Origin of the sequence: Vibrio mytili, assembly GCF_049563345.1 — a bacterium.
In the GTDB taxonomy this organism is placed as follows: Bacteria; Pseudomonadota; Gammaproteobacteria; order Enterobacterales; family Vibrionaceae; genus Vibrio; species Vibrio mytili.
This window is the reverse complement of the sequence record NZ_CP110481.1, coordinates 2137571-2152013: the sequence shown is the minus strand read 5'-3', so window position 1 is coordinate 2152013 and position 14443 is coordinate 2137571. Positions and strand designations below refer to the sequence as shown.

The window sequence follows — 14443 nt, the reverse complement described above, 5'->3', positions numbered from 1 at the left end:
GTTCTGAGCCCTGTATCTCGAGGTGATTTTGGGATAGTAAGCGACGGATTTGAGAAGATACTGTCCCTTGTTTTTAGTATATACTTATCCAGTTAACATCAGGAGGAACGAATATGATCCAAGAAATCATAGAGAAAAAATTGCATAGTGAGTTGCAACCAAGTTATTTAAAAGTGATTAACGAAAGCTACATGCACAATGTGCCACCAGGTTCAGAGAGTCACTTTAAAGTCATTGTGGTGAGTAATTGTTTTGAGGGACAGCGCTTGATCGGTCGACATCGCCAAGTTCATCAAACTCTCGCGGATGAATTAGACAATCACATTCACGCGTTGGCGATTCATACCTATACTGACGAGGAGTGGAAGCGTGAACAAAATGGCGCACCTGATAGCCCGATGTGTGTCGGTGGCGGTCAATAAGTTCTCGCTGAATAGGCCCCTTGAAGTGACTCGAGTATATAAGTCACATTTTAGCGTTTATGTGTTCGCACCCAATTTATCTGTTGGCGATGGATAAACAGATAAATAGATAAGGAGATGGCAAAAGCCATCTTTTTTTTTGTTATTTTATTCTTCGGTCAAACATTTTATCGACTGAGATTATGTAGAGTGCCTCACGAATTGTCACGATGAATGCATGTGGCTGATGTTTTGAAATATTAACAACATTTCAACATGTGACAGAAAATTACCACTTGTTATACGTAGTGAATCTGACCGTTTTGAAAGCAATCGATCCAGTGTGAGCATTTGTGCGTTCGGTCAAAAATATGAGTATTCTTTAAGCTGTTAAACCTTCTTCCGCCCAAATATCCGCTCTATTCGCATGATTGGTCATGGCATCAAGTTTGGAAAAAATGCTAAACTACGGCACCTGATGAGTCTCTCACCTTCTTGTGTGATGAGATTTTAAAAAGGATGTTGCGATTTTGGTGTTTAAAACAACACCGAAACCGGACACTAATGTCGTGTCTAAAAGTTACGCAATCAAAAGAATCTTTTTCCCGATAAAAGTAGTGCAAGTGCGTATGATTACAATAAAAAAGGGCTTGGACCTTCCTATTGCAGGAACTCCATCCCAGGTGATAAATGATGGTAAGACCATCAAAAAAGTCGCCTTGCTTGGCGAAGAGTACGTTGGCATGCGTCCAACCATGCATGTCCGCGTTGGTGATGAAGTGAAGAAAGCGCAAGTTCTTTTTGAAGACAAAAAGAACCCAGGCGTGAAATTCACTGCACCAGCAGCCGGTAAAGTGATCGAGATTAACCGTGGTGCTAAGCGTGTGCTTCAATCTGTTGTGATTGAAGTTGCAGGTGAAGAACAGGTAACTTTCGATAAGTTTGAAGCCGCTCAACTAGCAAGTTTAGATCGTGAGGCGATCAAGACTCAATTGGTTGAATCTGGCCTTTGGACCGCTTTGCGTACTCGTCCGTTTAGCAAGGTTCCAGCAATCGAGTCTTCTACTAAGGCTATTTTCGTAACAGCAACGGATACTAATCCACTTGCTGCGAAGCCTGAGTTGATCATTAATGAACAACAAGAAGCGTTCATTGCGGGTTTAGATATTCTTTCAGCCCTCACGGAAGACAAGGTTTACGTATGTAAAACAGGTACTAGCCTACCTCGCTCTTCTCAATCGAACATTGAAGAACATGTCTTTGATGGTCCTCACCCGGCAGGTCTCGCGGGTACCCACATGCATTATCTATATCCAGTCAATGCAGAAAATGTGGCGTGGAGCATCAATTACCAAGACGTTATTGCGTTTGGTAAGTTGTTCCTCACTGGTGAGTTATACACTGACCGTGTGATTTCTCTAGCAGGTCCTGTGGTAAATAACCCTCGCCTTATTCGCACAACACTTGGTGCTAGCCTTGATGATGTAGTGGATAACGAGTTAATGCCAGGTGACGTTCGTGTGATTTCTGGCTCTGTACTAACCGGTACACACGCTACGGGTCCTCACGCCTACCTAGGTCGTTACCACGTACAGGTTTCTGTACTTCGTGAAGGCTACGAAAAAGAGCTGTTTGGCTGGGCAATGCCTGGTAAAAACAAGTTCTCGATAACTCGCTCATTCCTTGGTCACTTATTCAAAGGTCAGTTGTTCAACATGACAACGACGACTAACGGTAGTGATCGTTCAATGGTTCCAATTGGCAACTACGAGCGTGTATTGCCACTAGATATGGAGCCTACTCTGTTACTTCGCGATCTATGTGCAGGCGACTCTGACAGTGCACAAGCACTGGGCGCTCTAGAGCTAGATGAAGAAGATGTAGCATTGTGCACCTTTGTTTGTCCTGGTAAGTACGAGTACGGTCAACTGCTTCGTGAATGCCTAGATAAGATCGAGAAGGAAGGGTAATTTTCATGTCTCTTAAAAAGTTTATTGAAGACATCGAGCATCACTTTGAACCTGGCGGTAAACACGAGAAGTGGTTTGCCCTTTATGAAGCAGCAGCAACGTTGTTTTATACACCGGGTCTTGTAACAAAGAGAAGCTCGCACGTTCGTGATAGCGTTGATCTAAAACGCATCATGATCATGGTTTGGTTCGCGGTATTCCCAGCAATGTTCTGGGGGATGTACAACGCGGGTGGCCAAGCTATCGCAGCATTGACTCACATGCATGCTGGTGACCAACTAGCAACAGTAGTCGCAGGTAATTGGCATTACTGGCTAACCGAAATGTTCGGTGGGACCATATCCGCTGATGCAGGGGTTGGCAGTAAAATGCTCCTTGGCGCGACTTACTTCTTGCCTATCTACGCAACGGTATTCATCGTTGGTGGTTTCTGGGAAGTGCTGTTCTGTATGGTGCGTAAGCACGAAGTTAACGAAGGTTTCTTTGTCACTTCTATCCTTTTCGCGCTTATCGTTCCACCAACACTTCCTCTATGGCAAGCCGCGTTAGGTATTACCTTCGGTGTTGTTGTAGCGAAAGAGATCTTCGGTGGTACGGGTCGCAACTTCCTAAACCCTGCACTAGCAGGCCGTGCATTCCTATTCTTCGCTTACCCGGCACAAATTTCGGGTGACGTCGTTTGGACTGCTGCTGATGGTTTCTCTGGTGCAACGGCGCTTAGCCAGTGGGCTCAGGGTGGTAACGGTGCACTAGTAAACACAGTTTCAGGTGCTCCTATTACTTGGATGGATGCGTTCATCGGTAACATCCCAGGTTCAATCGGTGAAGTATCGACACTTGCACTATTGATCGGTGCAGCAATGATCGTTTACATGCGAATTGCTTCATGGCGCATCATTGCGGGTGTCATGATCGGTATGATTGTGACGTCAACGCTGTTCAACGTGATCGGTTCTGATACGAACCCAATGTTCAACATGCCATGGCACTGGCACCTAGTTCTAGGTGGTTTTGCATTCGGTATGTTCTTTATGGCAACAGACCCTGTATCAGCTTCATTTACCAACAAAGGTAAGTGGTGGTATGGCGCGTTAATTGGTGTTATGTGTGTTCTTATCCGTGTAGTTAACCCAGCTTACCCTGAGGGTATGATGCTGGCGATTCTATTCGCGAACCTGTTTGCACCTCTGTTCGACCACTTAGTTATTGAGAAGAACATCAAGCGGAGACTAGCACGATATGGCAAGTAATAACGACAGCATTAAAAAGACGCTGGGTGTTGTTATCGGGTTGAGCCTTGTTTGTTCAATCATCGTATCAACAGCAGCGGTAGGTCTGCGTGATAAGCAAAAAGCGAACGCTGTCCTAGATAAGCAATCGAAGATCGTTGAAGTTGCAGGCATTGAGGCAAACGGTAAAAAAGTACCTGAGCTGTTTGCCGAGTACATTGAACCTCGTTTAGTTGACCTTGAAACAGGTAACTTTACTGAAGGTGATGCAGCGACTTATGATCAACGTGCAGCATCAAAAGATGCACAACGCTCAATTAAATTGACTCCAGAAGAAGATTTGGCTGACATTCGTCGCCGCGCAAAAACTGCCGTGGTGTACTTAGTTAAAGGCCAAGACGAAATTCAAAAAGTGATCTTGCCGGTACACGGTAAAGGGCTTTGGTCAATGATGTACGCGTTTGTAGCTGTTGAAACGGACGGTAACACGGTTTCTGGTATTACTTACTACGAGCAAGGTGAAACTCCTGGACTTGGTGGTGAAGTAGAGAACCCATCTTGGCGCGCTCAGTGGGATGGCAAAAAACTGTACGATGAGAACCACCAGCCAGCGATTAAAGTCGTGAAAGGTGGGGCGCCTCAGGGTTCTGAGCACGGTGTTGATGGCCTATCAGGTGCGACACTAACTAGTAACGGTGTTCAACATACATTTGACTTCTGGTTAGGTGACATGGGCTTTGGTCCGTTCCTAGCAAAAGTTCGTGACGGAGGTCTGAACTAATGTCTAGTGCACAAAATGTTAAAAAGAGCATTCTAGCGCCAGTATTGGATAACAACCCAATCGCACTGCAGGTGCTTGGTGTATGTTCTGCTCTGGCAGTAACAACTAAACTGGAAACCGCGTTTGTTATGACGCTAGCGGTTACGTTTGTAACGGCATTGTCTAACTTCTCTGTTTCTCTTATCCGTAACCACATTCCTAACAGCGTACGTATCATCGTGCAGATGGCTATCATCGCTTCGCTAGTAATCGTGGTAGACCAGGTGCTGAAAGCTTACCTTTACGATATCTCGAAACAGCTATCAGTTTTCGTTGGTCTTATCATCACCAACTGTATCGTAATGGGTCGTGCTGAAGCATTTGCAATGAAATCTGCGCCAGTGCCATCACTTATTGATGGTATCGGTAACGGTCTGGGTTACGGTTTCGTTCTTATTACTGTAGGTTTCTTCCGCGAGCTGTTCGGCTCAGGCAAACTATTTGGTCTGGAAGTACTACCTCTAGTAAGCAACGGCGGTTGGTATCAACCAAACGGCTTGATGCTTCTCGCACCGTCAGCATTCTTCCTAATCGGCTTCATGATCTGGGTAATCCGTATTCTGAAACCAGAACAAGTAGAAGCGAAGGAGTAAGGACGTCATGGAACATTACATTAGTCTGTTAGTTAAATCGATTTTCATCGAAAACATGGCTTTGTCTTTCTTCTTAGGTATGTGTACGTTTCTTGCGGTATCTAAGAAAGTTAAGACCTCTTTTGGTCTAGGTGTCGCGGTTGTGGTAGTACTTACTATCGCCGTTCCTGTGAACAACCTTGTTTACAACCTAGTGCTGAGAGAAAACGCTTTAGTTGAAGGAGTCGATCTTAGCTTCCTAAACTTCATCACCTTTATCGGTGTAATCGCTGCACTTGTACAGATTCTAGAGATGGTTCTCGACCGTTTCTTCCCACCTCTGTACAACGCGCTTGGCATCTTCCTTCCGTTGATCACAGTAAACTGTGCAATCTTCGGTGGTGTATCTTTCATGGTACAGCGTGACTACAACTTTGCTGAATCGGTTGTTTACGGTTTCGGCTCTGGTGTGGGCTGGATGCTAGCCATCGTTGCTCTTGCAGGTATCCGTGAGAAGATGAAGTACTCTGACGTACCTCCTGGTCTTCGTGGTCTTGGCATCACGTTCATCACGGTAGGTCTAATGGCGTTAGGCTTTATGTCTTTCTCTGGTGTTCAACTGTAAGTCGGGTAAACCGCAACAATTAAGGAATAGTCAATGGACATTATTCTTGGTGTAGTGATGTTTACTCTGATCGTACTGGCTCTAGTACTAGTGATTCTTTTCGCTAAGTCTAAGCTTGTACCAACAGGTGACATTACAATTTCTGTGAACGACGACCCTAACTTGGCGATCGTTACACAACCAGGCGGTAAACTACTAAGCGCTCTAGCTGGTGCTGGTGTTTTCGTTTCTTCTGCCTGTGGTGGCGGTGGCTCTTGTGGTCAGTGTCGCGTAAAAGTTAAATCTGGTGGTGGTGATATCCTCCCTACAGAGCTTGACCATATTACTAAAGGTGAAGCGCGTGAAGGTGAGCGTCTAGCATGTCAAGTTGCAATGAAAACTGACATGGACATCGAGCTTCCAGAAGAAATCTTCGGCGTTAAGAAGTGGGAATGTACCGTTATCTCTAACGATAACAAAGCGACATTCATCAAAGAGCTTAAGCTGCAAATCCCTGATGGCGAATCAGTACCGTTCCGTGCTGGTGGTTACATTCAGATTGAAGCACCTGCTCACCACGTGAAATACGCTGACTTCGATGTACCTGAAGAGTACCGCGAAGACTGGGACAAATTTAATCTGTTCCGTTATGAGTCAAAAGTAAACGAAGAGACTATCCGCGCTTACTCAATGGCTAACTACCCAGAAGAAGAAGGCATTATTATGCTGAACGTGCGTATTGCTACGCCGCCGCCTAATAATCCTGACGTACCACCTGGTATCATGTCTTCGTACATCTGGTCTTTGAAAGAAGGCGATAAGTGTACGATCTCTGGTCCATTTGGTGAGTTCTTCGCGAAAGACACTGATGCTGAAATGGTATTCGTTGGTGGTGGTGCAGGTATGGCACCAATGCGTTCGCACATCTTCGACCAACTTAAGCGTCTACATTCTAAGCGTAAGATGTCTTTCTGGTACGGTGCACGTTCTAAGCGTGAAATGTTCTACGTAGAAGACTTCGATGGCCTAGCGGCTGAGAACGACAACTTCGTATGGCACTGTGCGCTCTCTGATCCAATGCCAGAAGACAATTGGGATGGTTACACAGGATTCATCCACAACGTACTGTACGAAAACTATCTGAAGGATCATGAAGCTCCAGAAGATTGTGAGTACTACATGTGTGGTCCACCAATGATGAACGCAGCAGTTATCGGCATGCTGAAAGATCTCGGTGTAGAAGATGAAAACATCCTACTTGATGACTTTGGTGGCTAAATTTCGCTTCATTTGAAGTTGTCGTTTTGTTGTTTGCAGCTTCAACTGATTGAAATGACGTTGATAGAATGGCTAGCTAACTTTAGCTAGCCATTATTTTTTAGATTAAACCCGAAGCACCACCAGTTGTTATAGGAAATTGGATTGCTAAAACAATCTCATTCCCCATATCAATTCAACAATAATGGGAGTAAACAAGTGAAAACGTGGCTTGTTGCATTCGCTTCTTTAATTATCTTGGCTGGTTGTGAACAGCCTGATGAGCAAATTCATTTGAGTGGCCCAACGATGGGGACTACGTACAATATAAAATACATCGAACAAGACGGTTTGCCTGAACCAAAAGCGCTACATACAGAGATTGATCGCTTGCTTGAAGAAGTGAATGATCAAATGTCAACTTATCGCCAAGACTCGGAGTTAAGCCTGTTCAACCAGCATGCGACTGATGAACCGTTTGAAGTATCTCCTCAAACTGCAACGGTAGTAAAAGAAGCGATACGACTAAATCACCTGACGTTGGGAGCACTGGATGTCACGGTAGGACCTCTTGTGAACTTGTGGGGCTTTGGACCGGAAGCGCGTCCGGACGTAGTACCAACAGACGAAGAGCTCGCTGAGCGCAAAGCGAATACAGGTATCCATCATTTATCGGTAGACGGAAACTTTTTGTCTAAAGACTTGCCTCAGTTATATGTCGACCTTTCTACGATCGCGAAAGGATGGGGGGTTGATGTTGTTGCGAATTACTTAGAGTCTGAAGGTATTCAGAACTATATGGTAGAAGTTGGCGGTGAAATGCGTCTAAAAGGTATTAACCATGATGGTGTACCTTGGCGTATTGCGATTGAAAAACCGACGGTCGATGAGCGATCAATTCAGGAAATCATAGAGCCGGGCGATATGGCAATTGCAACAAGCGGAGACTATCGTAATTACTTTGAGAGCGATGGTGTGAGATACTCTCATATTATTAACCCACAGACGGGCAAGCCGATTCATCACAAAGTGGTGTCAGTGACGGTATTGGATAAGTCATCAATGACAGCCGATGGACTTGCTACGGGCTTGATGGTGTTAGGTGCAGAAAAAGGCATGGCTATCGCGAATGAAAATGGTATCCCAGCCTTCATGATTGTTAAGACTGATGATGGTTTTAAAGAACTGGCTTCAGAAGCTTACAAGCCGTTTATGAATAAATAACTAAGTTATGAACAAGTAACTACAAGAAGTGAGCATGTTCTTATGAGTACATTTCTAATTACATTTGCCGTATTTGTTGCAGTGATAGCAGCGATGGCGGTCGGTTATATCTTTCAAAAGAAAGTCGTGAAAGGCAGCTGTGGTGGTCTTGGTGCCGTTGGTATCGAGAAAGTATGTAACTGTCCAGAACCGTGTGATGCACGTAAAAAGCGCGAAGCTCGTGAAGCGGCGCGTGCAGAAAAGCTCGCGGCTTGGGAAAAAGACCGTATTGCTTAATCGTTCGCATTAAACTAACGGGTAACAAAACCAACTATATAACCCAGCCTCGGCTGGGTTATTTTTTCTCTATTACCAAATGACCAGTTATTTACTACGATTGATATAGAGTCATCAATCGTTTTAACAGGAGATCATTATGGAAATGCATCAACATGGAATGTCCGATCTTTTTGAGCAACTGGGGTTAGGAAGTTCACCTGAAGAAATCAAAGACTTCGTTAATCACCACCGTCATCAGCGTGACTCGGTTGTGTTGCATGAAGCCAGTTTTTGGACACGATCACAAGCCGCCTTTTTGAAGCAGGCGATTGACGAAGATGCTGACTGGGCAGAATTGGTTGATCAACTGGATGTCATGTTGCGTGATTAGATGAAATGACAGGGGCTATACCACAAGTTAAGATGTACAATAAAGGCTTGTGCTTAGTAACGTTAGGCTTTGCACAAGTACAGAAATAATAACTGCAAATTTGTCTCAATACTCGCCGTTATGGTTGTGAACGAACCCAAAACTAACGTGAATCTTAAGGTCATTCATTTATGCTGTTAGCCCCTGCAAGCATCGGTCGTAAACTGTTGTTGTCTTTTATTGCGATGGCAACCCTCGTGATTATATCTACAGTTATTGGTGTATCAGGCTTCTCTTTGGTTGCAAAGACAGAAAGAAATGTCGTTGATACTGCCATCCCCTCAATGCTCGAAGCTAGGCAGGTATCAGAGTTAAGCACCCAAATCATTTCCTCAGTGCAGATATTGTCCAATGCGCAAAATGAGCGAGAACGAAAGGAAGCAGGTAGAGTTGTATTCGAACAGCTGGATTCGTTACTCAACCATATTCAAACTTTAGGCAGTGATACGTTTAATACGGCGGTATTGGATACGTTAGCAAGCCATGTTCAAAGTGTGATTAATAATTTAGCCGAGCTAGGTGTAACAGTAGAGAGAAGGCTGTCGTTAACCGAGGAGATAAAGCGTCTCGTTGAAGACATGCGGCTAATCAGTGAAGAGCTAGAGCAACTCACTCGGACTCAGGTACAAAATACCAGCACCATCACTGTCGCGAACGTGACCCATATTTATGATTTACTGGAGTCAAATGACAAAAATCGCGCTTATCAGGCGCTTGATGCTCTTGTCGAGGTAGATTTAGATCTTGCGGACCGTCTGCACCAACTCCACCTTCTTGCCTTCAAGATGCTTAACCAAACAGAAGAAGCAAGAACGCTAAGTAATATTGATCGTTTAAAGCAAGTACAAAGTGAGTTTCTAACTAATCTTACCATTATGAAACGTCGTGTATTAGCGGTAGAAGACCCAACACGATCGAAGCAAATGAGTGAACTTATTGATGAGCTAGGTAAGCGAAAAGTCGTGTTCACCATGCTCATTCAGAAATATGAAAATAATCAACAGGCACAACAGCTTAAACAAGAGACCTTGGAGTTGTTTGCAGAACTGAATCGTACCGTGAGCGAATTGGTCGACAATTCTAATAAAGCAACCACGTTCGCCATTGATGAACTGACTCATTCACTGCAACGAGCCCAATGGTCACTAACGGTCATTTCGATATTGAGTTTAGTGATTTTGGTGCTGATTGTTTGGCGAGTGGTGTATCTTTCTGTGGTGAAAAGGCTAGCTGAGTATTCATCTGCACTGCTGTCGGTGGCACAAGGTAACTTAGCGGTAGACGTAAACGTTGAGGGAAAAGATGAACTTGCGCATATGGGGCGGGCAATTATCACCGCTAGGGATACTGCACAAGCACTCAAGGTTGTAGCAGAGAGCGAAGCGGCAGCTAAACAAGAACTCGAAGTTCACAAGTCGCAACTCGAAAATCTTATCGAAAAACGCACCTCACAGTTAATGCAGGCAAACGATCGCTTGAACGAGGAGGTATTAAATCATGCCAAAGCACGCAACCAAGCAGAACAAGCAAACCGTGCGAAAACAGCCTTCTTAGCAACCATGAGCCATGAAATTCGCACGCCAATGAATGGCGTATTAGGAACGGCTCGTTTGCTGATAGATTCGGGGTTAAGTCCGGTACAAAGGCAATACGCTGAAATCATCAACGGCAGTGGTAAGACACTGCTGGCTATTATTAACGATATTTTAGATTACTCTAAAATTGAGGCCGGACATTTAGACATTCGCAATCAAGGTTTCGATCTTCATCAAATGGTAGAGGAAAGTTATCAATTGATGAAGAGTCGAGCGCAAGAGAAAAATCTGCTTTTCTCTTATCATATCGAAAGTGATGTTAACCACTTTTGGAAAGGTGATATGACCCGACTCAGTCAAGTGCTGAACAACTTAGTCGGCAATGCGATTAAGTTTACTGAGCAAGGAGAAGTCGATATTTACGTTAGCCTCGATCCAGTGGATGAATCCCTAATCCGGTTTGAAGTTTCCGATACGGGGATTGGTCTGACTAAGAAAGACCAACAATTACTCTTTGAACCTTTTACACAGGCGCAAGGGGGCTGCAATCAAGCAGGAGGAACGGGTCTTGGACTTGCTATTAGTAAACGTCTCATCGAAGCGATGAATGGCAAGATAGGTGTTGACTCCGAACAAGGTCATGGAAGCTGTTTCTGGTTTTCAGTTCCATTACAACCTAGTGAAGCCATAGACGCTGCTATTGTGGCCAGCTCGCCTTGTAACGTGCGTGCCAAAGTATTACTTGTGGAAGACAATGAAGTAAATCGAATTGTTGCTCAAGGTTTTTTAGAAAGTATGCAGCATGAGGTTGTGCTGGCAGTAGACGGTCAACAGGCCAAAAAACGCTTTTCTGAGCAGAACTTTGATATTGCATTGGTGGATATTAATTTGCCAGATTGTGATGGAGCAGAATTGATTCAGCAACTTAAGCAGATAGAGCGTACTAGAGCGGACAACCATGATTTGAAAACCACGCCTATGGTCGCGGTATCCGCGCACGTATTTTCAGAGGAAGTTGAACGCTACTTAGCCGCGGGTTTTGATGGATACTTACCCAAGCCGCTTTCCAAAGAACGACTAGCGAGCTTAATACAGACGTTATTAGATGATCAGCAACGACGTCTTCCACAAGGTAAAATTTGTGACGCTACTGAAAGGGTTAATGGCAGAGAGTCAATGATGACCGCTCATAGAGTGGAATCTACACTCTTAAATCAAGATGAATTAGACATTATCGAACCAAGTGTCCTTCAATCAGACCTGGATGTGCTAGGGAAAGAAAAAATCGTGCTGCTTATCGAGTTATTTGCAAAAAGCAGCTCAGAAGCCCTTGAACAATTCGAGTTGTCAGCCAGCCTTAATGACAATACCAACGTGAAAAGCTTGGCTCATAAGCTAAAAGGCAGTGCGGGAAGTTTGGGGTTAATCGCCTTAATGAAAACCTGTGAGCGTATTGAGGGAGCGGCAGAACCTGTGAGCGAGTACTGTCAATGCAAAGCCAAGCTGAATGAGCAGATATTAGCATCTCAGCGCGCACTTCAAGCGTTCATTAACGCTTAGACGATCTATCGTCGTGCCGGCTTCACCGTTCGGCACTGATGGACTCTATTTGGAATTTGGAGTGAGGCTCAGGCGTAATCCCCATATTGAATATCGGTTTTACAACCATAATATTGTCGATTTTAATTGAATTAAGCTTGAAATGTTGCGAATATTTTTATTATAAGTTGTTGATTTTATAGGTGATAAAATTTAATGAAGAAATGTATATCTATTATGTGTACTTAGTGTATAGTGTCGTCAGCTCTAATAGTGAGCTATTGATAACATATTTAGTTCAAGATTTTCTCAGTTTTACGATTAATTTCGTCATGTCTATCCTGCGATACCTTTTTCTTCATTCCTTATTTAGTAGCTTTCTTTTTAATTCAATCAATGTATCGAGATATATATGTCAAATAAAACAACTGGCTCAGTAAAATGGTTTAATGAAACAAAAGGTTTTGGATTTATCACTCCTGATAACGGTGGTGAAGACCTATTTGTTCACTTTAGATCAATTGCTAGCGAAGGTTTTAAAACATTAGCTGAAGGCCAAAAAGTGTCTTTCAATGTTGAACAAGGTAACAAAGGCCCACAAGCAGGCAACGTTACGTTAGCATAAGTTTCTTTAAAAAGGTCTCACCTATTTGGCGAGACCTTTTTATTTGTATACTTAATTATTGAGAATAAAAATCCCCTCATTACAGTAAGAGCCTGGCCTGTACCCAAACGTTGGTTAACTCACAACGTATTGAAGCCACAAGCTTTACCTAGAGAACATCCCCGCCTCTTTGCTCATGTTTGTTTATTTAACGAACAAAAACCTCCTGAAAGTAAAGGTCGATAAGAGAAGGGTGATAATTGATATGTCCAAATGAAAGCTTTGACAGCGTTCATAAGACAAGAAAAATCGAAAATATTTTGTTAAAACGAGAACAAAGATTGCTTTGGGATCGATAAGGTAGAAAAAGATATGAGAAAGCCAGTAAGAAAGTCGAGCAAAAAAACACAAAAAAACAACTTTGAAGAGCGTTTTGCTGTCATGGCGAAAAGCTACCAAGACGCTAAAGAAATTCTTGATACTATGGTAGAAGGTACGTCTGAGTATATAACTCAGAAAAAAGTATGTGATAAACTTTTTGCTAATGCTGAAAGGTATATTAATAAAAACTAATAATCTGCAGTGGTTTTCACCTTCTTTATAAAAACTTACTTAAACACTTTTTGTTCATCATTACCGTCTTTGCCCTCCGCATTCATGTAAACGTCATGAGCTTTCACCTTAATGAAGTTCTGAATCTTGAGAACAGTTGAATATAAAGGGCTCTCAAGACTAAAAACGTTGAAAGTCAGAATCTAGCGATAGACCGTCACTCCAGGCTGGGACTGGTTTCGGTCAATTTTTAATGCATACTCAACAAGGATTGATTATACTGTTTTTATAAACAGTGCTTGGTGAGTGCCAGCGTGTTACACCGCTGTAAAAAAGATATGACTCGTAAAATAATTCACATCGATCTCGATTGCTACTACGCTGCGGTCGAGATGAGAGACAACCCTGAACTAAGAACGATCCCCTTAGCCATTGGAGGCTCTCAGGATCGTCGTGGTGTGATTTCTACATGTAATTATATAGCGCGAGAGTATGGGGTTCGCTCTGCAATGGCAACAGCCCACGCCTTAAAGCTTTGCCCTCATCTCAAGGTTATCCCGGGTAACATGGATAAGTACAAAGCAGTATCCAGGCAGATTCACCAGATCTTCTCTCGCTACACCGATCTTATCGAGCCTTTGTCGCTTGATGAAGCCTACCTTGATGTTAGTGACTCCCCATTATTTAAAGGCTCAGCCACACTCATTGCTGAGGATATTCGTCAGTCTATTGAGTCAGAGTTAAACCTTACTGCAAGTGCAGGCGTTGCCCCCATCAAGTTTGTGGCTAAGGTAGCGTCAGATATCAATAAGCCAAATGGAATTTGTGTTATCACACCGGACCAAATAGAAAGCTTTGTCGAGGCGTTAGACTTAGGCAAAATTCCAGGAGTAGGTAAAGTAACACTCAATAAATTAAACAGTTTGGGGTTGTATAAAGGTGTTGATGTCAAAAATTATGATCAACATCAGCTATTGAAACAGTTTGGTAAGTTTGGCAGCTCGTTATGGCAGCGTTGCCATGGTATTGATGGAAGAGAGGTTACGCCAACGAGAATAAGGAAGTCGTTGGGCGTGGAGCGAACCTTTGCTAAAGATATTCATACTGAACAAGAATGCTTACAAGCGATTGATTTGTTGTACCTAGAGCTTGAGAGGCGGTTTAATAAGATCGCGAATGATAAAAATATCATACGGCAAGGTCTTAAGTTCAAGTTTGATGACTTCCAACAAACCACCATAGAGCACAAATTCAATCGCCTTGATAAGTCTTTTTTCTTAGAGCTGCTAAAGGAAGGTTTGTCACGAGCGAATGGGCGTGGCATTCGTTTGATTGGTTTGTCGGTTGGTTTAGAGCCCAAGGAAAGTCAATCTAATACGCAGATAAGCCTGAACTGGTGATAGTGTCATTTGAGTAGACTGCTACTCTACCCACATGACAAGCTGGTT

14 protein-coding genes are annotated in these 14443 nt (G+C 43.5%); all 14 read left to right on the top strand.

The annotated features are described in order from the left end of the window. Window positions 1-113: 113 nt before the first annotated feature. Window positions 114-422: a transcriptional regulator BolA gene (gene bolA / locus ONE56_RS09895; protein ID WP_041156001.1), complete on the top strand. Its 309-nt coding sequence runs from the start codon at window positions 114-116 to the stop codon at window positions 420-422. A gap of 608 nt (window positions 423-1030) precedes the next feature. Further along, entirely contained in the window at window positions 1031-2371 is a 1341-nt protein-coding gene (locus ONE56_RS09890) for a Na(+)-translocating NADH-quinone reductase subunit A (protein ID WP_331437775.1), read from the top strand. 5 nt (window positions 2372-2376) lie between these two features. Next, complete coding sequence (locus ONE56_RS09885; protein WP_041156002.1) at window positions 2377-3621, top strand: NADH:ubiquinone reductase (Na(+)-transporting) subunit B; 1245 nt, start codon at window positions 2377-2379, stop codon at window positions 3619-3621. Then, on the top strand, window positions 3611-4381 hold the full coding sequence (locus ONE56_RS09880) for a Na(+)-translocating NADH-quinone reductase subunit C (RefSeq protein WP_041156003.1): 771 nt from the start codon (window positions 3611-3613) through the stop codon (window positions 4379-4381). Before ONE56_RS09885 ends, ONE56_RS09880 begins: the two co-directional genes overlap by 11 nt. Continuing rightward, window positions 4381-5013: an NADH:ubiquinone reductase (Na(+)-transporting) subunit D gene (locus ONE56_RS09875; protein ID WP_331437774.1), complete on the top strand. Its 633-nt coding sequence runs from the start codon at window positions 4381-4383 to the stop codon at window positions 5011-5013. The genes ONE56_RS09880 and ONE56_RS09875 overlap by 1 nt, the downstream gene beginning before the upstream one ends. A 7-nt stretch (window positions 5014-5020) precedes the next feature. Continuing rightward, window positions 5021-5617, top strand: coding sequence for an NADH:ubiquinone reductase (Na(+)-transporting) subunit E (gene nqrE, locus ONE56_RS09870; RefSeq protein WP_014232790.1), 597 nt, complete (start codon window positions 5021-5023; stop codon window positions 5615-5617). 33 nt (window positions 5618-5650) lie between these two features. After that, window positions 5651-6874 (top strand): NADH:ubiquinone reductase (Na(+)-transporting) subunit F, encoded by a 1224-nt coding sequence (gene nqrF / locus ONE56_RS09865; protein ID WP_041156004.1) that lies wholly within the window; start codon window positions 5651-5653, stop codon window positions 6872-6874. A gap of 198 nt (window positions 6875-7072) precedes the next feature. Beyond that, a complete protein-coding gene (locus tag ONE56_RS09860; RefSeq protein ID WP_041156069.1) occupies window positions 7073-8077 on the top strand; it encodes an FAD:protein FMN transferase in 1005 nt (334 codons plus the stop codon). A 42-nt stretch (window positions 8078-8119) separates the two neighbouring features. Further along, window positions 8120-8353, top strand: a complete 234-nt coding sequence (gene nqrM, locus ONE56_RS09855) for a (Na+)-NQR maturation NqrM (protein ID WP_005436655.1) — start codon at window positions 8120-8122, stop codon at window positions 8351-8353. A gap of 139 nt (window positions 8354-8492) precedes the next feature. Then, window positions 8493-8726, top strand: coding sequence for a DUF2789 domain-containing protein (locus ONE56_RS09850; protein WP_041156005.1), 234 nt, complete (start codon window positions 8493-8495; stop codon window positions 8724-8726). A gap of 170 nt (window positions 8727-8896) precedes the next feature. Beyond that, window positions 8897-11860, top strand: a complete 2964-nt coding sequence (gene torS / locus ONE56_RS09845) for a TMAO reductase system sensor histidine kinase/response regulator TorS (RefSeq protein WP_423839768.1) — start codon at window positions 8897-8899, stop codon at window positions 11858-11860. 391 nt (window positions 11861-12251) lie between these two features. Beyond that, complete coding sequence (gene cspE, locus ONE56_RS09840) at window positions 12252-12464, top strand: transcription antiterminator/RNA stability regulator CspE (protein ID WP_041156006.1); 213 nt, start codon at window positions 12252-12254, stop codon at window positions 12462-12464. Between the two features lie 351 nt (window positions 12465-12815). Further along, entirely contained in the window at window positions 12816-13016 is a 201-nt protein-coding gene (locus ONE56_RS09835; RefSeq protein WP_423839767.1) for a hypothetical protein, read from the top strand. 317 nt (window positions 13017-13333) lie between these two features. Further along, window positions 13334-14395 carry a DNA polymerase IV gene (gene dinB, locus ONE56_RS09830; protein ID WP_423839766.1) on the top strand — a complete coding sequence of 354 codons (1062 nt, stop codon included), beginning with the start codon at window positions 13334-13336 and terminating at the stop codon, window positions 14393-14395. The last annotated feature ends 48 nt before the right edge of the window (window positions 14396-14443 follow it).